This is a genomic window from Macrococcus capreoli (genome assembly GCF_025628935.1).
Taxonomy (GTDB): Bacteria; Bacillota; Bacilli; order Staphylococcales; family Staphylococcaceae; genus Macrococcoides; species Macrococcoides capreoli.
In genome coordinates, this window is the sequence record NZ_JAOTIS010000010.1 from 61,789 (window position 1) to 83,442 (window position 21,654).

At 36.3% G+C, this 21,654-nt stretch carries 21 protein-coding genes; 7 read left to right on the top strand and 14 right to left on the bottom strand.

The genetic code is table 11. The features are described from left to right. Position 1: 1 nt before the first annotated feature. The 10 genes from pcrA to OCL94_RS08770 form a co-directional block, all read right to left on the bottom strand. A complete protein-coding gene (pcrA, locus tag OCL94_RS08725; RefSeq protein WP_262996538.1) occupies positions 2-2,173 on the bottom strand; it encodes a DNA helicase PcrA in 2,172 nt (723 codons plus the stop codon). Between the two features lie 5 nt (positions 2,174-2,178). Beyond that, complete coding sequence (gene pcrB / locus OCL94_RS08730; RefSeq protein WP_262996539.1) at positions 2,179-2,862, bottom strand: heptaprenylglyceryl phosphate synthase; 684 nt, start codon at positions 2,860-2,862, stop codon at positions 2,179-2,181. A 292-nt stretch (positions 2,863-3,154) separates the two neighbouring features. After that, positions 3,155-4,057, bottom strand: a complete 903-nt coding sequence (locus tag OCL94_RS08735; protein ID WP_262996540.1) for a M15 family metallopeptidase — start codon at positions 4,055-4,057, stop codon at positions 3,155-3,157. Positions 4,058-4,079: 22 nt separating this feature from the next. Beyond that, entirely contained in the window at positions 4,080-4,775 is a 696-nt protein-coding gene (locus tag OCL94_RS08740; RefSeq protein ID WP_262996541.1) for a M15 family metallopeptidase, read from the bottom strand. A 73-nt stretch (positions 4,776-4,848) separates the two neighbouring features. Beyond that, on the bottom strand, positions 4,849-5,151 hold the full coding sequence (locus tag OCL94_RS08745; protein ID WP_262996542.1) for a YerC/YecD family TrpR-related protein: 303 nt from the start codon (positions 5,149-5,151) through the stop codon (positions 4,849-4,851). 206 nt (positions 5,152-5,357) lie between these two features. Next, positions 5,358-6,653, bottom strand: coding sequence for an adenylosuccinate lyase (gene purB / locus OCL94_RS08750; RefSeq protein ID WP_262996543.1), 1,296 nt, complete (start codon positions 6,651-6,653; stop codon positions 5,358-5,360). Between the two features lie 225 nt (positions 6,654-6,878). After that, positions 6,879-7,055 (bottom strand): NETI motif-containing protein, encoded by a 177-nt coding sequence (locus OCL94_RS08755; RefSeq protein WP_262996544.1) that lies wholly within the window; start codon positions 7,053-7,055, stop codon positions 6,879-6,881. Next, positions 7,045-7,611, bottom strand: a complete 567-nt coding sequence (locus OCL94_RS08760) for a DUF2179 domain-containing protein (RefSeq protein WP_262996545.1) — start codon at positions 7,609-7,611, stop codon at positions 7,045-7,047. Before OCL94_RS08760 ends, OCL94_RS08755 begins: the two co-directional genes overlap by 11 nt. A 41-nt stretch (positions 7,612-7,652) precedes the next feature. Further along, positions 7,653-8,477 (bottom strand): ammonia-dependent NAD(+) synthetase, encoded by an 825-nt coding sequence (nadE, locus tag OCL94_RS08765; RefSeq protein ID WP_262996546.1) that lies wholly within the window; start codon positions 8,475-8,477, stop codon positions 7,653-7,655. Next, positions 8,478-9,935 carry a nicotinate phosphoribosyltransferase gene (locus OCL94_RS08770; RefSeq protein ID WP_262996547.1) on the bottom strand — a complete coding sequence of 486 codons (1,458 nt, stop codon included), beginning with the start codon at positions 9,933-9,935 and terminating at the stop codon, positions 8,478-8,480. 129 nt (positions 9,936-10,064) lie between these two features. Between OCL94_RS08770 and OCL94_RS08775 the strand changes: the two genes are divergently transcribed. Both OCL94_RS08775 and OCL94_RS08780 read left to right on the top strand, forming a co-directional pair. Next, positions 10,065-11,225 carry an MFS transporter gene (locus OCL94_RS08775; RefSeq protein WP_262996548.1) on the top strand — a complete coding sequence of 387 codons (1,161 nt, stop codon included), beginning with the start codon at positions 10,065-10,067 and terminating at the stop codon, positions 11,223-11,225. Positions 11,226-11,262: 37 nt separating this feature from the next. Continuing rightward, complete coding sequence (locus OCL94_RS08780) at positions 11,263-12,306, top strand: nitric oxide synthase oxygenase (protein ID WP_262996593.1); 1,044 nt, start codon at positions 11,263-11,265, stop codon at positions 12,304-12,306. A 16-nt stretch (positions 12,307-12,322) separates the two neighbouring features. Here the strand turns inward: OCL94_RS08780 and OCL94_RS08785 are convergent, their stop codons facing one another. After that, the gene (locus OCL94_RS08785; RefSeq protein ID WP_262996549.1) at positions 12,323-13,459 is read right to left on the bottom strand and encodes a glycoside hydrolase family 55 protein; all 1,137 of its coding nucleotides are present in this window, start codon (positions 13,457-13,459) and stop codon (positions 12,323-12,325) included. Between the two features lie 161 nt (positions 13,460-13,620). Between OCL94_RS08785 and OCL94_RS08790 the strand changes: the two genes are divergently transcribed. Both OCL94_RS08790 and OCL94_RS08795 read left to right on the top strand, forming a co-directional pair. Beyond that, positions 13,621-14,541, top strand: coding sequence for a manganese-dependent inorganic pyrophosphatase (locus tag OCL94_RS08790; protein ID WP_262996594.1), 921 nt, complete (start codon positions 13,621-13,623; stop codon positions 14,539-14,541). A 27-nt stretch (positions 14,542-14,568) separates the two neighbouring features. Beyond that, a complete protein-coding gene (locus tag OCL94_RS08795) occupies positions 14,569-14,838 on the top strand; it encodes a GNAT family N-acetyltransferase (RefSeq protein WP_262996550.1) in 270 nt (89 codons plus the stop codon). A gap of 107 nt (positions 14,839-14,945) precedes the next feature. Here the strand turns inward: OCL94_RS08795 and OCL94_RS08800 are convergent, their stop codons facing one another. Further along, entirely contained in the window at positions 14,946-15,908 is a 963-nt protein-coding gene (locus OCL94_RS08800; protein WP_262996551.1) for a Gfo/Idh/MocA family protein, read from the bottom strand. Positions 15,909-15,981: 73 nt separating this feature from the next. On the opposite strand from OCL94_RS08800, the gene OCL94_RS08805 reads away from it, so the two are divergent. Next, entirely contained in the window at positions 15,982-17,352 is a 1,371-nt protein-coding gene (locus OCL94_RS08805; RefSeq protein ID WP_262996552.1) for an aldehyde dehydrogenase, read from the top strand. A 68-nt stretch (positions 17,353-17,420) separates the two neighbouring features. On the opposite strand, the gene OCL94_RS08810 is transcribed toward OCL94_RS08805, so the two are convergent. After that, positions 17,421-18,194 carry a carbon-nitrogen family hydrolase gene (locus OCL94_RS08810; protein ID WP_262996553.1) on the bottom strand — a complete coding sequence of 258 codons (774 nt, stop codon included), beginning with the start codon at positions 18,192-18,194 and terminating at the stop codon, positions 17,421-17,423. 93 nt (positions 18,195-18,287) lie between these two features. On the opposite strand from OCL94_RS08810, the gene OCL94_RS08815 reads away from it, so the two are divergent. Next, positions 18,288-18,815: a nuclease-related domain-containing protein gene (locus OCL94_RS08815; RefSeq protein ID WP_262996554.1), complete on the top strand. Its 528-nt coding sequence runs from the start codon at positions 18,288-18,290 to the stop codon at positions 18,813-18,815. A gap of 89 nt (positions 18,816-18,904) precedes the next feature. On the opposite strand, the gene OCL94_RS08820 is transcribed toward OCL94_RS08815, so the two are convergent. Next, positions 18,905-19,936, bottom strand: a complete 1,032-nt coding sequence (locus OCL94_RS08820; protein ID WP_262996555.1) for a lactonase family protein — start codon at positions 19,934-19,936, stop codon at positions 18,905-18,907. 209 nt (positions 19,937-20,145) lie between these two features. On the opposite strand from OCL94_RS08820, the gene OCL94_RS08825 reads away from it, so the two are divergent. Next, positions 20,146-21,654: an aminotransferase class I/II-fold pyridoxal phosphate-dependent enzyme gene (locus OCL94_RS08825; protein ID WP_262996556.1), complete on the top strand. Its 1,509-nt coding sequence runs from the start codon at positions 20,146-20,148 to the stop codon at positions 21,652-21,654.

The window sequence follows — 21,654 nt, forward strand, 5'->3', positions numbered from 1 at the left end:
CTTACTCCTTCTTTTCAATCGGTGCAAACTGACTTAATAAGCGTTTTAAACCGACAGATTTAAATATAATATCCAGTTCCGTAGAACCGTTCTTAACACTCACATTACTTACTAAACCTTCACCCCATGATTTATGCATCACTTTATCGCCAACTTTGTACTCACTTTGAATATTCATATTTGCATTTGTATTAGGACTAGACATACGTCTAGCTGGACCGCGTTTCACACCTTTCGGAAGTCCAGGACGTACCGGTGTGTCTAAAATGTCATCCGGAATTTCAGAAATAAATCGTGACTTTCGATTGGCTTGTGTGCGTCCATATAAACTACGCATATCCGCATGCGTTAAATATAAATGCTCTTCCGCACGCGTTATTGCAACATACATTAAACGACGTTCCTCTTCCATTTCTGTATCGCTATTTAAACTTCTTGAATGCGGGAAGATTGTTTCTTCAAGACCTGCAATAAACACGACTTTAAACTCCAGACCTTTCGCTGAGTGCATCGTCATTAACGTAATACCAGCTTCTAAGTCTGCATTATCAACATCTGCAACGAGTTGTAAATCCGTTAAGAAATTAATCAGTGATTGTTCTTCGTCAGGTGTGTCTTTCTCATAATCTTTCGGAACAGACATAAACTCCTGAATATTTTCAATACGTGACTGTGATTCTAACGTATTTTCCGCTTCCAGCATGTTGATGTATCCCGTTTTCTCTAACACTTCTTCTGTTAATTCTGTAATGCTTAAGAACTCCTGCTGTTTCATTAAGTTATCCATCATGTTATAGAACTGGACAAGTGTTTCAGTCGTCTTCTTCGGTAAACCGATAAAGTCAACTTCAGCTAATGCATCGAAGTAACTTAAACCATTATTTTCAGCGTATGCAATAATCTTATCTAATGCTGATGGACCGATTCCGCGCTTCGGTGTATTAATAATACGTGCGAAACTAATATCTTCATTGCTATTCGCAATTAAACGTAAATAACTTAATAAGTCTTTAATTTCTTTTCTATCATAGAACTTTGTACCGCCAACCATCGTATAGTTTACATTTGATTTCATGAGTGTTTCTTCAAGCACACGCGATTGTGCATTTGTACGATAAAGGATTGCCATGTCTTTCAAGTCATACCCGTCACGTTTTTTCTTTAATATTTCTGATACAATATATTCTGCTTCAGAACGTTCTGACTGTGCTTTAAAGTAATTGATTTTAGAGCCGTGGTCATTATCTGTCCATAATGCTTTCGGTTTACGTTCTGTATTATTTTTTATGACTTCATTTGCAGCAAATAATATATTCTTCGTCGATCTGTAGTTGCGTTCTAAGAAAATGGTCTTCGCATCTTTATAATCTTCTTCAAAACTTAAAATATTATAAATATCCGCGCCGCGCCATCCGTATATCGACTGGTCCGAATCCCCTACTACACATAAATTCTTGAATTTAGCAGCCAGCATTTTCACTAACAAATATTGTGCTCTATTCGTATCCTGATACTCATCAACGTGAATATACTGGAACTTATTCTGATAATAATCTAATACTTCAGGCACACGTTCGAATAACTTTAACGTCACCATAATTAAATCATCGAAGTCTAATGCGTGGTTCTTCAGTAATTTCTCTTGATATTGTTTATATACTTTTGCCACCATAATACTCATAAAGTCATTCGCATTTAATTCAGCATCTTCTGGTGTTTTAAGCTCATTCTTTAAATTAGAAATTTCACCTACAAACATTCTCGGGTCATATTTTTTCGGATCAATATTTTCTTTCTTTAATATATCTTTAACGACTGAACGTTGGTCTGTCGGATCAAGAATTGTGAAGTTACGTTCTATTCCAATTCTATCGATATCGCGACGCAGTATTCTGACACACATTGAGTGGAATGTTGAAATCCAGATTACATCTGAAGCATCTCCAATGATATTTTTAACACGTTCTTTCATTTCTTTCGCTGCTTTGTTCGTGAAAGTAATCGCTAATATTTTGTACGGCGATACATCTTTCTCATCAATTAAGTAAGCAATACGATGTGTCAACACACGCGTCTTACCCGATCCGGCACCTGCCATAATGAGCAGTGGACCTTCTGTTGTCTTAACTGCGTTACGCTGTTCTTCGTTCATATTTTTTAATAAATCATTCACAAATATTAACCCCTAACTTTAACTGTTTGTAATGCGCTTTTTAAATCTGAATAAATAACGTTACCGACAACAATCGTATCTGCCACTTCAAACATTTCCTGTGCTTTTTGAAGTGAATCAATACCGCCACCATAAATTAAACGCGTACGATTAAGTCTATCTTTCGCTGCTTTTACTATTTGAACATCACCATACGTACCACTGTATTCAATATACATCGCTTTTAAACCATATAAATGCTCGATCATTTCAGCATATGCAGCGACATCTTCACGACTTAATGCAGTATTACTATCTGTAAGTTGTGCTACTTTACTATTTGCGTTTAATACGATATAACCTTCCATCGTAAATAAATCAAAGTCCATCATATGTCCCATTTGTTTGACTGCTTCGTGCAATAAACCGTTATGGAAATGGACATTGTGACTGTTTAATACTGAAGGAATTAAATAATGATCAAAGCCTGGAATAGCACTTTCAATATTTGAAATCTCTAATACACAAGGCACTGGATATCGACGTACACGACTCATTAAATCCAGTACATTTTCCATTGTTACATTGTCTGTACCACCAATTAATATCGCATCCGTTCCCGATTCACAAATCAGCTCTAAATCTGAATCGCTAATCGTTTTTGCAGGATCTAGTTTGAATATATGTTGCCAATCTTGAATCTCGTACATTTCGAATCTCCTTTTATAATAATAATGAATATTATATCATTTTTTAAGATAGAGGCAGTATTCAATGCGTTTAGGATCGAACAAATTGGAAGCAACACTGAAAAATCGCTCTTTGATTTTGAAAGTGTTGCTGAAATTTGACGAGATCCTGCATTGAATATGCCGTTTAGAGGCAGTATTCAATGCGTTTAGAAACCGTATTCAATGCGTCTCCCCACAAAAAAACCGAAGAAAACTAATAAATCACTGATTTATCGTCTTCGTTCGGTTTTCAAGTAATTCTATCAATCATTTATCGCGTGAATAATGGTTGTTCTGTACTTATTTGTATCTTTGACATCGATTGCTCTGTACTTATCGGCATTTCACTACTCGGCTGTTTATTAACAATAGATGACTGTACAATTGGTGTTTGTTCTATTGTCGGTTGTTCAGTCGTTGATTGTTCAGTTGTCGTCTTTTCAGTCGTTGGCTGTGCTTTCGTATTTGCCGCTTTACTTTGCGTTACTTTTTTCTTGTTAACCGATGGCTTATATACACCCAAATACTCTTCTAACGTCTGACCTGAACGATATAAACGCGCTGCATGATTTTTGCCAACATATCGAATATGCCACGGTTCATATTGATATCCTGTAATATGTGTCTTTCCTTTACCATACCGAATAATAAACCCATATTCATGCGCGTGCGCTTTCAGCCAGTTCCCTTCTTCTGTTTGACCAAACTGAATACTCATATCAGCTACAGATTCACGTGACCCTATATCAAAAGCAAGTCCCGTTTGATGTTCCGACTGTCCGGGCTTTGCACTGTACGTTTCAGCCATTGCTTGTCCATCTTTCGCCACGAAACTGTTATACAACGCTTGTTGATCAGCATATGAGCGATAGCCACTTCGAATCACTAAATGCATATTATCTTGCGCAGCATCTTTAATCATTTGATTTAACGCCGCTCTTGCTTCTTTATTTTCACCAGGATTATATGTAGATGGTAAACTGATTTGTTTATTCACAATGATAATACCGTTAATATACGTAACACCTTTAATCACTTGCTTATTATATTGAGGCACTGTAACTTTTGGTTTCACAACTTTCTTTTGTGGCGCTTCGGTCGTTGATTTCTCTGATGTACTTGGCAGACTACAACTTGAAAGTAATAGCACTGATGCAATTAATATTCTTTTCAATTTATTTCTCCTTAAACTCAACTTACTTCAGCCCTAAATATTCTTCTAATGTCAGTCCAGTCGCCTGAACTTTCTGTGCTGTTTCTTTCCCTAAATAGCGTAAGTGCCATGGCTCATATTGATACCCTGTAATATCGGTCTGACCTTTAGGATAACGTATAATAAAGCCATATTCATGTGCATGTTCTTTTAACCATTTTCCTTCAGCGGTTTGCTCAAATGACGTTTTGAAATCATCATTTGCCGCTTCATTACCTAAATCAAACGCTAGCCCCGTCTGATGTTCCGAATGTCCTGGTTTCGCACTATACATATCCGCCTTCGCCTGACCATCACGTGCAACATAACTATTATATAGCGATGCTTGCGTTTCATAACTTCTAAAGCCACTTCGCAATGCAAAGTGCAGACCTTGCTGATTACCTGCAGCCATTAATGTATCCACTGCTGCTCTTGCTTCCTGATTTTCTCCAGGCGCATAGTCTTGCGGTAATGCTATCTCTTTATTGACAATTAATATGCCATCAATATACGTAACACCTTGTTTCACTGTTCTTTTATGTTTCTGATTTGATTGTTGTGACGTAGATTGCTCAGATTTCGTTTGTGCTGATTGCTGTGTCGTATTATTGTCAGCATGCTTTTCGTCTGCTTGCTTCGTCAGTTGATTACATGATGCGAGTAACAATGTACATAAGATAATAGATGTCTTCTTCATAATCCGCCCTCATTTCTATCCTATTATATGACAAAAAAAATACTGAATCAAACTTGACCCAGTACTTCACAATTTAAATTTTCGTTTCGATATTCATTCTGTCTAACACCATCGTATAGGCATCATTTCCCCATTGTAATGAGCGTTTCACGCGTGAAATCGTTGCCGTAGAAGCACCTGACTCTTTCTCAATTGCAGCATATGTAAAGCCTTGCTTAATCATTTTAGCTACGAGTAAGCGTTGTGATAATGACTGAATTTCATTAACCGTACATAAATCATCAAAAAACTGATAACACTCTTCACGTGTTTCTAGCGTTAGAATTGCATCGAACAATTCATCGAGCTGTTTCCCCTTTATTTTTTCGATTTGCAATAAAAACACCCCTTCAACAAATTATATATATAAATTTTAACGCATTACATCGTTAAAGTACAGTAAGTTAGCGATTATTTCCTAGTAACCCACTAAAGTTTCTTATTTATATCTTAATTCATTTAACATAAATTTGTAAATATTAACTGTTTCATTATTTATCATTTCAAAAAAAGAATCTCCGAAGAGATCCTTTCAACAACACATTATTCTAAACCAGCACGTTTAAATAATGTATCAATTTGATTTAAATGGTGATTTTCGTTAAAGCACTCATCTAATTCTTCTTTAGATAATAAGTTCGTAATCTTTTCATCTGCTTCTACTAATTCACGGAATGGCGTCTTAGTAGCCCATGATTCCATTGCTTTCGGTTGCACTGTATCATATGCTTCTTCACGTACCATCCCTTTATCAATTAACGTTAACATTACACGTTGAGAGTAAATTAAGCCGAATGTTTTTTCCATGTTCGCTTTCATGTTCTCTTCGTAAACTGTTAAGTTATCAATAATGTTTGTGAAGCGGTTTAACATGTAATCTAATGCAATTGTTACGTCAGGTAACATAATACGCTCAGCTGATGAATGTGAAATATCACGTTCATGCCATAACGGAACGTTCTCGTACGCTGTCGTAATATATCCACGAATCACACGTGCAATACCTGTAACGTTCTCTGAACCGATCGGATTACGTTTATGCGGCATTGCTGAAGATCCTTTTTGACCTTTCGCGAATGCTTCTTCAACTTCACGCGTTTCAGTTTTCTGTAAACCACGTACTTCTACAGCAAATTTCTCAATTGAAGTCGCGATTAACCCTAAAGTCGCGATATAGTATGCATGGCGATCACGTTGTAATGTTTGTGTAGAAATTTCAGCAAAGCCGATGCCTAATTTCTCACATACATAGCTTTCTATTTCAGGTGGAATATTAGCAAATGTACCTACTGCACCGCTCATTTTTCCAACTTCGATTTCTTTACGCACTTCTTTGAAACGCTTTAAGTTACGTTGCATTTCCATATACCATAATGCCATCTTTAATCCGAAAGTCGTCGGTTCAGCATGCACACCGTGCGTACGCCCCATCATTAATGTCGTTTTGTGTTTTAATGCTTTTTGTTTCAATACTTCAATAAAGCGCTCTAAATCCGCTTCAATAATATCGTTTGCTTGTTTAATCACATAGCTTAATGCAGTATCCACAACGTCTGTACTCGTTAATCCATAATGTACCCATTTCTTCTCTTCACCTAAAGTTTCAGAAACTTGACGTGTAAATGCTACAACATCATGACGCGTTTCAAGTTCGATTTCTTTAGCGCGTTCTACATCAACTTTTGCATTTTGACGAATGAGTTTAACGTCTTCTTTAGGGATGTAGCCTAATTCAGCCCATGCTTCACTCGCTAAGATTTCAACTTCCAACCATGCTTCAAATCTATTTTGCTCTGTCCAGATATTCGCCATTTCAGGTCTTGAATAACGTTCAATCATGATCAAATTCCTCCGTATATTTCATAGTCAATTGTAGTATAACAAATAAATACAAATACGTACATTATTATTTTTATCTTATAAAAAGTTCGTAAATAAACTCATTAAAAGCATCAACATCTTTATTTTAACATGCTTTATTCATTTTTACCCATAAAAATAGACCAGCAATAACTGATTACTGATCTATTTTCTATTGATGCTGTTAAAGTAATACCATCAATATTATTCCGTTATCTTTTTGCCGGTAAATATTATTTGCTCTTTATATATTTCAATATCACCTTTTTCGTTTTCTTTGAAAATAGGCTTTTGAAATCTTTTGACCGGCGTATAGCCTGCTGCTTTCATGCGTGCTAAACATTCTGATATCGTCTCGTTATCTTTCACTTCAAATTTCATCTGTATCATACGCCTTTAACCTAGTACTTTTAACACCTTTAACCCAGAATCCACCGTGAATATTCTTCGGCTCATAAGCAATAATAAATGCCTTAGGATCGAGGTTCTTTACTGTATCCATGAGCTTGAGTTCATATTTACGTGGTGTAAGAATTTGCATCACTAAACGTTCTCCGTCACGACCTTGTGCTGCATAATGCGTAACACCATAACCTAAATCACGTAATGTTCTCGGAATTTCCTTGTCATATTCAGCGGTTGTCACATTGACAACGATATAACCAAGCGCTATCATCTCTTCTATCTTCATCCCAACGATAATACCTGCACCAAATCCAAGTGCGTACGCTATAATATTCTCAATCTTATCCAGACTGTTCATTACCAGTCCTAATCCTACGACATAAATAATAACTTCTACGACTGAAACTGCTGCCGCTAAATATCTGTAACCTTTTAACGTTAAGATCATACGCATCGTTAAAAAAGTCACATAAACGATATTAATCACAAATATTAATGCGACAACAACCCAGTGATTACTTAATATATCCATTTCAATCCTCCTGGCTTCGTTTCAAACACACTATACCATTTTTATTGAATGATTTCATGGAAAGAAAATCTCGTAATCGGCAACATACGTTTGTGTTGCGTTCTTAAATAATGTTGTTCAATCTTTTGTGCTGCTGCTTCCTCAATTTGTTTACCTTCAAGATAATCATCAATTTGATCATATGTGACACCCAATGCCACTTCATCCGGTAATTGTGGTTTGTTCTCTTCTAAATCAGCGGTCGGCGTCTTCATATATAAATGTTCAGGTGCATTCAAATGTTGCAATATCGCCTTCCCTTGTCGTTTATTCAGGCCGGCAAGCGGGAAGATATCTGCACCACCATCTCCAAATTTCGTATAGAAACCCGTAATACTTTCAGCTGCGTGGTCTGTACCAATTACAATGCCATTATGATGTGCTGCAATCGAATATTGTGCTTTCATACGTTCTCTTGCTTTTTCATTTCCTTTTTGAAAGTCCGTTAACGTAACGCCTTGTGCTGCAAGTGTTGCAACACTTGCTTCTACAGCAGACTTTATATTAATCGTATACGTCTTATCAGGTTGAATAAAATCAAGTGCGTCCTGACAATCTTGTTCGTCTTTTTGTACGCCGTATGGTAAACGGACGGCGATAAACTGGATATCCTTTCCTTCATTTCGAAGTTCTGTCGCAGCAATTTGACACAACTTACCACATAAAGTTGAATCTTGACCTCCAGATATACCTAATACAAATGATTTGATGAATGAATTTGCTTCGGCATACTGTTTAATAAAATTAATGATTTCACGTGAAGTTTGAACGGGATCAATTTCAGGCTGAACATATAAATCTTTAATAATTTGTTGTTGTAACGTCATTTATTTCACTTCTTTCACTTTTCTAGATACTTCATAAATTTCAGTGTTTTTATGTTCCCAGCATAACGTACTTAAATCCACTGGATATTCTTCCGGATTTAAATAACGTGTCGTTTCTTCCCATAATAACGCTAAATTGTCTTTTAAGTAGTTACGTGACTGCTCTAAAGTTGGCACATCATAAACAAGTTCACCATTAATAAAAATATCTGCATGTAAATCTTTCGCTGTAAAGTCATTAATCCATTTTTGCTTATATGTGTGTATCGGGTGGAACATCTTTAACGGCTTCTCTTTTGATGGATTTTCGAAATCAAGTGTTATATAATCCCCTTCAGATTTCTGCGTTTGATTGTTAATAATGCGATATACTTTCTTCTTACCCGGCGTTGTCACTTTTTCAGCATTATTTGAAATCTTTATACGATCTTCAAGCTGACCTGCTTTGTTCTCAATAGCAACAAGTTTATATACTGCACCTAGCGCCGGCTGATCAAAGGCAGTAATTAACTTCGTACCGATACCCCACGCAGAAATTTTAGCACCTTGTAGCTTTAAGTTCGTAATCGTTTCTTCGTCCAGATCGTTTGAAGCAAATATTTTAGCGTCCGGGAATCCCGCTTCATCCAGCATACGACGTGCTTCTTTAGATAAATACGCTAAATCACCTGAATCCAGTCTTATGCCGACAAAGTTAATCTTATCACCTAGTTCTTTTGCAACGCGAATCGCATTGGGTACACCTGACTTTAACGTATGGAAAGTATCGACTAAGAAGACGCAGTTCTTATGGCGTTCTGCATATTTTTTAAAGGCGATGTATTCATCATCATACGCTTGTACCATCGCATGGGCATGTGTGCCAGACACAGGGATGCCAAATAATTTCCCGGCACGTACATTACTTGTTGAATCAAACCCTGCAATGTATGCTGCCCTCGTTCCCCAAATCGCCGCATCCATTTCCTGTGCGCGTCGTGTGCCAAATTCCATAACAATTTCATCTTTCACGACTTGTTTAATACGGCTCGCTTTCGTCGCGATTAATACCTGGAAATTCACGATATTAAGTATTGCAGTTTCTAACAACTGTGCCTGAATTAATGGCGCTTCAATTCTCAGCAGCGGTTCATTGTTAAAACATATTTCCCCTTCCTGCATCGAACGAATATTACCAGTAAACTTTAAGTCCTTTAAATATGATAAGTAGTCATCTTTATAACCTAATGTCTTCAAATATTCTAAGTCTGTCGCTGAGAAAGTAAACCGTTTAACATATTCAATTACACGCTCCAGTCCAGCAAACACTGCATATCCACCTTCAAACGGCATATTTCTAAAATATACGTCAAACACTGCTGTTTGTTCGTGAATACCATCATTCCAATACGTCTCTCCCATATTAATCTGATATAAATCTGTATGCAGCATTAAACTATCGTCATCATATTTGTACATTATACTATCTCCCTTACACTTTGATGAGTCTCTCATGATCTATTATGATATTAAATCCATAGTAACATAACGATTACGTTTAGGCATCGTTAATAAATTCTGTTACAATCAGAAATAAGGAGGCATACCATGTTTAAGAAGAACTTTTTGATTTTAACAATTATCGTGTCGATTTCAGGATTAACGCAAGGGATGTTATTACCCCTCATCGCTATCATATTTGAGCGCGATAATGTGCCGAGTTTCATTAATGGGTTGCATGCATCGTCACTTTATATCGGCGTCTTTATAGCATCTTTATTTCTGGAAGGATTACTTAGGAAAGTTGGCTATAAGAATTTAGTCGTCCTCGGTGCCATATTAATTGTCATCTCAATGGCTTTATTTCCAGTATATAAAGAAATGACATTCTGGTTTATTCTGCGTTTGCTTGTCGGTGTTGGAGATAATATGCTGCACTTCGCTACGCAATCATGGTTAACAGAAACAACGCCGAAGCATAAGCTGGGACGTATTATTTCGCTATACGGATTAAGCTTTTCACTTGGATTTATGGCAGGCCCGATGTTAGCGAAACTTCATGACATTCATGAAAGTTTACCATTCATATTAAGCGCAGTATTCACTTTGTTTGCTAGCGGATTGGTCTTTATGTTAAAGAATGAATTCCCCGAAGATAACGCAAATAATATATCGTTTCGTTCAACGACGATTAATTTCGGCAAAGTGATGAAGACAAGCTGGGTGGCATTCTTATTTCCAATGATGTACGGTGTATTGGAAGCTTGTCTGAACAGTAACTTCCCGGTATTTGCAATGAAGCAGCACATTCCGGTGGATTTAATTATTATTATTTTGCCGGCATTTAGTTTAGGTGCGATCTTATTCCAAGTACCGCTCGGCATGATTTCAGACAACATGAATCGCAATGTATTGCTTGTAATGGTCACATTTATTGGTGCGATAATGTTCATGCTATGTCAAATCTTCAGTCAATCTGGATATGTACTTATCGCGTTATTCTTTATTACTGGTATTTTCGTCGGATCATTGTACTCATTAGGCGTTACATTTATGACCGAAATTACACCGAAACAACTCTTACCGGCGGGAAATTTAATGTGCGGTTTAATCTTTAGCGTCGGCAGTATTCTTGGCCCAATCATCGGTGGATTCGTAATTCAAATATCAAACCACACACAATTTTTCAGTTATATTGCTTTTATACTACTAGCGATTAGCTGTGCGACGTATTACGATTATAAGAAACGCAAACAGTTTCTTATTTAGCTTTAAAGCATAATAGAGAGATAAAGAGGTGAAACAAATAATGTATGAGAAAGCTAAAGCATTTATTATACAAATGCATCGAGAGTTAAACATTGCACCTCAAACGACGGATGCAAGATTACTTGCAATTCAAAGTGAAATCGATGTAACTGGAACGTATACACATACGTCAGAAGAATTAACGTATGGGGCACGGCTTGCCTGGCGTAATAGCAATCGATGTATCGGTCGTTTATTCTGGGATAAATTAAAAGTTGTCGATATGCGACACGTTACAGATGAACGCGATTATTTACAGGCGTTCGAACAGCATATTCAAAGTGCGACGAATGACGGAAAGATTATACCGACCATTACGATATTCGCGGATGCGAGTAAGATTCAATTCGAACTATTGAATGACCAACTCATTCGTTATGCTGACGATCCAATTGTTAGCGATACGAAGCAGTTGATTGAACATACAGGTTATCATCAATTCGGTCGTTTCTTACCATTGTTATATCGCTTTAACGGTGTGTATAAGACGTATGATCTTCGTTCAGATTTCATTCAGGAAGTGAATATTCAGCACCCGGACTATCCGAAGTTTAACGCACTCCATTTAAAATGGTATGCCGTACCAATTATTTCTGGCATGGATCTGAAAATCGGTGGCATAACGTATCCATTATGTCCATTTAACGGCTGGTATATGGAAAGTGAAATTGCCAGCAGAAATTTTCTTGATGAATATCGTTATAATTTGCTTTTACCGATAGGAGAAAGCATGGATTTAGACACAACACGCACGACGAGTTACTGGCGAGATAAAGTTGTTGTGGAATTGAATTACGCTGTCTATCATTCGTTTAAACAGCAAGGCTACTCAATTGTTGACCATTACAATGCAAGTAAGCAGTTCTTAAAGTTTGAAAACAATGAAGCAGCCAATCACCGTCAAGTGACCGGTGACTGGACGTGGCTGATTCCACCGATATCACCTTCACTTGTACATAACTGGCACAAAGGATACGACAATACGTACAATGAACCGAACTTCTATTATAAAAAGAAAAAAGCAGCGTGTCCGATTCATTAAAGGACACGTTGCTTTTTTACAATTCTTTATTACTTTCATCTCTAGCCATTTCTTCTGTATAGAACTCATCGACTTCTACTTTTTTAATTTTCTTCAAGTTTTTATTTTGCATACAAACGACATTTTTCGCTTTACCAATTTTTATCGTACAAGCATTATCTTCGCTAAACGTATTATCGATAATGTAAATATCTTTGTTTTTCTCTCCTTCATAACTTTGGAAGAGAATTGCATATTTATCGTTGATAGAATGGAAATGGTTATTTCGAATGACCGTCATTTCACCTGCTTGTGCACCATGATCATTACCGTTTAAATCTAATGAGTATTTGCCTTTTTTCGTTGCTAAATAACGAATACCACCATTACAATCGTTGAACGTATTATCATGAACGTGAAGAACTTTGGACTTTAAGAACGTTAACGCATAATCGCCCATTTGATTGAATGTATTATTTTTAATAGTAATGTTCTCATAATAAATCTCATATGTGCTGGCATGACTACCGATTGCACGATTCCACGGTTTCATTAAAGGCTCTTCAGAATTACCGAAATAACAATCCGAAATAATCACGTTCTTTGTAACTGTACCATCATACTCACCGAACTTCGGAAAAGAATCTTTCAGTTGTAAGTCTAATTGTATTGCTTCGCTAAATGATCGTTCGCCTGTATCATCTCTGAACCCTAAGAACTTGCATCCTGTCACTTTAAAACCATCAATACCACATGCATCAATCGCATGACCTTGAACGACATTTTTAAATGTAACATCTTTTATAGCTATCTCTCGGGCATGACCGAGCGACATAATACTATTATTATAATTAAGCACGTGACCATATTGATCAAACGTGCCACCTTCAATCGTAATAAAGCCATTACCGTCATAGCCTTTATACCCTTCACGCTTTTTACCGTTTTTGAGCATGGCAAACGGGCTCATTCGGCGTAGCACTGCATCGGGATGTAAATGCAAATACGTATGTGCATAGATGACAAGTTCATAACCGATATAATACGTCCCTTCAGGAATATAAACTTCTACCGGTTCTTTCTTTGCTTGATTGAGTGCACGTTGTATCCCAATCGTATCGAATATGACGTTACACCCTTTTGCACCGAAATCTTTAACATTAATCTTCTTCATCAACTAACACCTTCAAATCATTAATATGTAATACATATTATACCCATGTTTTCATTAATTCATACACAATAGCAATCAATACAATGTAATTGCACTGCAAGACTGTAGAAGAGATTGATTAATCATGATAAAATAAAGAGTAATTACAATCAAAGGAGACTATTATGAAAATATTAACTTTCGGACACAAAAACCCAGATACAGATACAGTAACATCTGCTTTAGTAATGGAAGATTTACAAAAAGCATTAGGTAAGGATATCGAAGCGGTACGTTTAGGTGATTTAAACGGTGAAACAGAATATGCTTTAAAGCATTTCAATGTGAATGCACCACGTGTGCTTGAGCGTTTACACGGTGAAGAGGTTATCTTAGTCGATCATAACGAATTCCAGCAATCAGCTGATGGCATTGAAGATGCAAATATCTTAATGGTTGTTGACCACCACCGTATTGCTAACTTTGAAACTGCCGGACCATTATACTACCGTGCTGAACCGGTTGGATGTACAGCAACAATCTTAAATAAAATGTATAAAGAACACGGTGTTGAAATTAAACCTGAAATTGCAGGACTGATGGTATCAGCGATTATTTCAGATTCATTATTATTCAAATCTCCAACATGTACTGAAGAAGACGTTAAAGCGGCTGAAGAATTAGCTGCCATTGCAAACATTGATTTACAAACATACGGCTTAGAAATGTTAAAAGCAGGTGCGAAAACATCTGATAAAACACCTGAAGAATTATTAAATATTGATGCGAAATCATTCTCTATGGGTGAACATGAAGTACGTGTTGCTCAAGTTAACACAGTTGATATCGATGAAGTGTTGAGCCGTCAGGAAGAATTAGAAAATGCAATCAATGCTGAAACAGCGCAAGAAGGCTATGCATTATTTGTATTAGTTGTTACAGATATCTTAAACTCTAACTCAAAAGTATTAGCGTTAGGTGCGCAACAAGCTGCAGTTGAGAAAGCATTCAACGTAACGTTAAATAACAATACAGCATTACTTGAAGGTGTTGTATCACGTAAGAAACAAGTCGTACCGCAGTTGACTGAGGCGTTATCGTAGGAGAGGCTGTTATTAGAGGTGATAGTAATGGAAATTATTCAAGGCAACAATAAATTTTACATCGGTGATGCAACACATCCTGATGCAGAAATCACATTCCAGCCAGCAGGACAAGACACCATTGCAATCGATCACACATTTACTAATCCGAAACTTCGTGGACAAGGTGTTGCAAAAGCCCTCGTACTTAAAGTAACGGATTATGCTAAAGCAAATAATTTGAAAATCATTCCGTTATGTTCATATGCACGTGTCGTAATGGAACGTGATGAAGATTTAAAAACATTAATTAAATAAAAGTAAACGAGGCACATCAGATTGATGTGCCTCGTTTACTTTTATTTGAAAGAATGAAAAAATGGTATGGCTTTATTATAATTTAAATTTTCTGAATAATCAATAACTTATTTGATTAAAATCCCAATTTGTTGTTTCACTTCATCCATTACTTTCATTGTTTCGTGGCTCGTTTTTAAATTTAATGCTTGTTCGTCATTGTTTTTAATCGCTTCAATAAAATGTGCAATTTCATACGACATCGGTAATTTGTCACTCACCAATTCATCTATCACATCACCTTGTCGATTCAACTTCTGTACTTTATTCGGCGCTGATATTTTATCAATTAAAATAATCCCTTCTTCTCCAATAATTTCTGAAGGTAAGTGACTATCAATTATTTTCGAATAACTTAATACAGACGTCATATAATGATGATTACAAATAATCGTGCCTTGACCATCCGCACCCGTCGATAATAGTTTACCTGTCGCCTGAACGGTCTTTGGCATTCCGAATAAATTCACTAGCGGACTAATGGTATATACACCTAAATCCATTAAAGCGCCATTACCTAACTCTGGTTTAAAGGCATTTTCAACGATTCCCTCTTTATATTTATCATAACGAGATGAATATTGATTATAATGAAAATTAACACGACGAATCGTACCAATATCGTGAATCCATTCATGCAACTTCTTAAACGATGGTGAATAAATACTTTTCATCGCTTCCATAAAGAAAACGTTATTATTTTGCATCGCCTGATACATTAAGTTAAAGTTTTTCTCACTTGTTGCAATTGGCTTTTCACATAATACATGCTTTCCGTGGTTCATTGCTTGTATTGCCTGTTGATGATGTAATATATTTGGTGTAGCAATATAAATAATATCAACAGCTTCATCGCTTAAGAACGTATCGAGATCATCTGTATAATTAGGAATCTCGTGTTGTGCTGCAAAGCTTTGAGCGCGTTCAATCGTACGAGAATACACACTATGTAATTCAAATTCATTTACTGTACGACCTGCTTCAATGAATCGATCAGTGATCCAGTTCGTTCCGATAATACCAAATTTCATACGTTCCACCTCAAATATAAATTAATTTATTTAATAGTATACACTTTAACAATTCTTAATGGAGGATTTTTTCATGAATATTCAACAACAAATCAATGCAATGCGCGATTACTTCGATACACATGAAACGAAACAAATCAAGTTCCGACGAAAAAAATTAAAAGCATTAAAAAAAGCAATAAAAGCACATGAGACAGATATTCTTGATGCGTTAAATAGCGATTTAGGAAAAGGGAAAGTAGAAGCTTACGCAACTGAAGTCGGAATCGTATTAAAAGAATTAACAACATATATTAAAGAAATTAAAAACTGGAGCAAAACGAAATCGATTAATACGCCGATGATGCAATTCCCTGGTAAGAGTTACTTAATGTACGAACCATATGGTACAGTGTTAATTATCGGACCATTCAATTATCCGTTCCAGCTTGTCATGTCTCCATTAATCGGTGCGATTGCTGCAGGTAACTGTGCTGTTGTGAAACCGTCTGAACATACACCACAGACGAGCATTATTATCGCACAAATTATTTCTGAAGTGTTTGCATCCGAACACGTACAAGTCATTCAAGGTGAGAAAAATATTACAGCTGAACTGCTTGATACACGTTTTGATTATATATTCTTTACTGGTAGTTCAAAAGTTGGGCAAGTTGTGTATGAGAAAGCTAGTAAGCATTTAACACCTGTCACATTAGAATTAGGTGGGAAAAGTCCAACGATTGTTGATGCGACTGCAAATGTTAAAGTCGCTGCAGAGCGTATTGCGTTCGGGAAATATATGAATGCAGGGCAAACATGTGTTGCACCAGACTATGTATTGATTGATAACAGTATTAAAGATAAGTTTGTGAAAGCTATGAAATCAACGTTAAAAGAGTTTTACGGAGATAATGCGCTTGAGAGTGAAGATTACGGCCACATTATTAATGACCAACATTTCAATCGCCTCACAGCAATGATTGACGAAGCACAAGATCGCGTGCTTATTGGTGGAAAGTCATATGCAGATGCGCTTCATATTGAGCCTACTTTGATTGATGCACATCTTACGGATTTATCGATGCAGGAAGAAATATTCGGACCGATATTACCAGTTATCGGGTATAACGATAAAGAAGAAATATTTAATATTATTAAGCGTTATGAGAAACCATTAGCATTATATATATTCAGTGATGATCATGACTTTATTAGAGATGTGTTCAATCGCGTTTCATTTGGTGGTGGTTGTGTCAATGATACCGTGATGCATGTTGCGAACCCGTACTTACCATTTGGCGGTGTAGGACATGCTGGAATTGGACATTATCACGGGAAATACACATTTGAACTATTCAGCCATCAGAAAGGTTATATGACTAAAAGCACGAAACTTGAATCCGGCATCATGTTCCCGCCGTATAAAGGAAAGTTTAGATATGTAAAACAGATATTTAAGTAGGAGACTATCGAATGAACGGTTAGCTGCGAACAAATTGAAACCCCGTCTGAAACTTCAGACGGGGTATTTCATGAATATAAATCCTCTCTTCTCGTTGTAAGCAAAGGTATTGCCCGTCTTATTTCACGCACTTCATTTAAATCAATCGTTGCAGTAATTGTTCCTTCCCCTTCTAACATTTGTGTCACTGAATCCCCTAATGGATTAATGATCATTGATTGCCCACCAAACACAGTGTTTTCACATTGGCCGACTGTATTACAGGCAATTACAAACAATTGATTCTCTATAGCTCTTGCGTATAGTAATTTTTCAAATTGCTGTATGCGCTCAACGGGCCACTGCGCAACTACAAAGAGTACTTCTATACCACTTAACGTTAACTGACGTGCAATTTCCGGAAATCTCAAATCGTAACAAATGATAATCCCCATTTTCACATTGTGTAATTCAAAAATCGAAATGTGCTGTCTTGGCGTTAAATATGCCGGTTCATTCAGCATCGGTACTAAATGCACTTTATCATATTGATGAATGACTTCTCCGTCTTTGTTAATAATAACTGCTCTATTGTATATGCTGCCTTTTACTTTTACAGCAATCGATCCTGCAACGATATGTATTTGAAAGTGCTGTGCTAACTGTTGCAAAGCTGCTATTTCACGTTGTCCATTTTTTGATGTAATAGATTGCAGTTGTTCTAATGTATATGACGTATTCCACATTTCCGGAAGCACTGCGATATCAATATTTTCTAATGTCTGCATCCATTTTTTTATCTTCTCAATATTTTTATCTGGATTTCCAGGAATAACTTCCATTTGGTATATAGCGATTTTCATATTCCTCACTCCAATTTTACAAATTTTTAACTCCTATTTAATATTGGCGATTTATCATTATTTTATCATTGAAATTGTAAAAGGAGATTGTTAATGATCATAAAGGAAAGAAAATTTGATGATGAATTATCGTATTTGTTACAGGTTAGTATTAGAGCTAAACTTTCTGAAACAGATAATGAAAGTATTAATGTGCGGATTAAAGGTATTAATGGAGAACGGCGCTTTGATGATTTAGCTATACAATATATTAAACATGGATTGATTCTTAATAATTTACAATTTATCGTGAATCAACAATACTTCCAGATTGATACGCTGATCATTATGAATAACGAAATATATATATTCGAAATTAAAAACATACATTATGATATCTTCTTTAAAGATAATTACTTCTACTTTAATAATGGTGCACCTATTGAAAAATTAAACGAACAGCGTACAAGAACACCAAAATTATTTAATCAACTACTGATACAAAACCACATTGATTTACCCTTCAATTATTACACTACTTTTGTGAATCCCGATTATAAAGTTTATGGCTATTCAACGCAAGATAATGTCTTAGAATTTCATATGATACCCAAAATGTTACAGACCTATCGAAATTGGTGATCCTCCAATTTCGGCATGTACTCACACAACTACCTCTGCCCCTATTCACCAAAAAAATCCTACCTCACCCGAGGTAGGATTCATCCATCTTATAAAAATTGAACACATACGCCTTCCGGGGTACGTTGATGATTCTCTAGTAGCGTAAGTCGGCCTGTTGCTTTATCTCTTTCAAATAAACTTAACACACCATCCACTTCGTGTGCACAAACTAAAAATGTATCACTTGGATCAATGTTAAAGTCACGTGGCCAGTCACCAGCACTACCAACGATTTCTACTAATTCAATCTTTTCACCTTCACCTAACACTTTAAATACAGTAATCGATTGATGACCGCGATTAGATGCATATAAGTATTTCCCATCATGACTTAAACGAATCGCTGCACCTTGTGAATTCTCTTTAAAATCACCAGGTATCGACGAAACTTTACTTAACATCTCAAAGATACCATCTGCATATTTCAATACAACAACTTCATTACTTAATTCCGTAAATAAATACGCGTATTTCCCGTTCTCATTAAACACTAAATGTCTTGGCCCCATGCCATGCTCAACTTTTAATGTATGAACACGCTTAAATCCTGCATCATCAAACGTGAAGGTAATCACTTCATCAGTTCCTAAATCAACAGCAACTGCATATTTGCCATCTGGTGTTTCTTGAATATAATGCGTATGTGCATGATCCTGACGTTCCTTATTGGGTCCAGTTCCTTCTTGCTGTGCCACATCTATCAGTTCCAGAATTTCTCCACTCTCTGAATCAAGTTTGTATAACCTCACAACACCTGGTCCGTAAACTGCTTCTAATAAATACTTACCATCTTGCGTCACCCAGATATGACAAGCTGAATCGGTAGAAGATAAATTATCATTAATCACTGCTAAACTACCATCATCTTTAATTTGATAACTTTGAATCCCTGCTTTGTTGTCTACTTTTTTAATACCGTATAATTTATCACCATGTTGCATAATATATGTTGAGGCCGGCACTTCAAACGCTGTCTCAACCTTTGTTATCGATTTAGCCTCAGTATCAAGTGTAAAGCTGTAAATCCCTTTACCATCTTGTTTCGTGTACGATCCAATCCATCCTTTTACTTCACTCACACTATCGCCTCCTATTGACTATATTCTAACAAATTCAATACAACTTTGCGAAAAGTAGAAAATTATTTTGTAAAAATGAAAACTTTTTGTTGCTAATAGTTTAGTAATACATTACAATTTGTTTGGTATTCATAAAGCAATAGTAATACCATACAATAAGTTAAGTGAAACTAATATTTTCCATAAAATAAGCTATAAAGGAGTGTCTTATGATAAACACTCAACAAAAAAAAACATTTACAACTATTAATTACGAGCGACAAGCTGAAACACCTTTGTTCGATGCTTTGAAAGTGTATGAACACGAACAAGTAACGAGCTTCGATGTGCCAGGCCATAAACGTGGTTTAGATAAATCATATCAGCTAAACTATTACGGCGATCGTACGTTACGTCATGATATCAACTCTATGCCAAGACTTGATAACTTTGATCATCCGACTGGTGTGATTCAGGAAGCACAACGTTTGATGGCTGAACTATTTTTAGCTGATGATGCCCATTTCTTACTGAATGGCACAACATCAGGTATTCAGGCAATGATTCTCTCTGTATGCAAACCGAAAGATAAATTAATTTTGCCGCGTAACGTTCATAAGTCAGTCCTTAATGCAATGGCTTTAGCAGACGTTACGCCCATTTATTTAGTCCCTGAGTTTGATACAACATTTGGCATCGCACATAATGTAAGTCTTAAAAGTGTAGAAGATGCGATAAAGCAACACCCTGATGCAAGTGCGATATTCTTAATGAATCCAACGTACTTTGGTGCAGTCAGTGAGTTACAAGCAATAACAACTCTAGCGCATCAGCACAATATGCCTGTCCTTGTCGATGAGGCACATGGTGCACACTTTAGATTCTCAAGCGAACTACCGATGTCTTCTATGGAAGCTGGCGCAGATATGGCTGCAACGTCACTGCATAAAACAGGCGGTTCTTTCACACAGACAAGTATATTACTTGTGCGTGATACGCTCATCGATCGCCATAAAGTAAAAAGTGTGATAAACATGCTGACATCTACTTCAGCTTCATATTTACTAATGTCTTCTTTAGATATTGCCAGACAACATTTAGCACTCAATGGTCAATCACGTATCGAACACAACCTTGAACTTGTACGTAACTTTAAAGCACGCATAAACCAAGTGCCTGGTTTCCATATGATTGAACCGAATGCATTTAGTCAACAATACAAACAAGCATTAGATGAAACGAAGCTTACGATTTATATCGATCACGCTTTAGACTTATCAGGCTTTGAAGTATATCATTTACTACGCAATGAATACGACATTCAAATGGAACTTGCTGAACCGAACATCATTATGGGGATTGTTTCATTTATGGATAACGAAACGGTACTCAATCAATTATTAGACGCATTGATTGATATTAGCCGAAATCATTTTAAACCGAATCAGGAAGTTGTACCTCCAATTTTGAAACAAATGGACATTCCTGAACAGAAGATGGGCTTACGCGATGTATTTTATGCAGAAAAGAAAAGTGTGCCGTTAAGCGAAGCACTTGATGAAATTTGTGCAGAAAGTTTAATGATTTATCCACCGGGTATTCCGATATTGATGGCCGGTGAACGTATTACTCAGAAAGTCATTGACTACTGGTCATTCATTAATGATCAGCCGATTGTAAAAATCGGCGCTGAAAATAAAAACGAAGTATTTATTATTGATAATAAGGGAGATAATTAA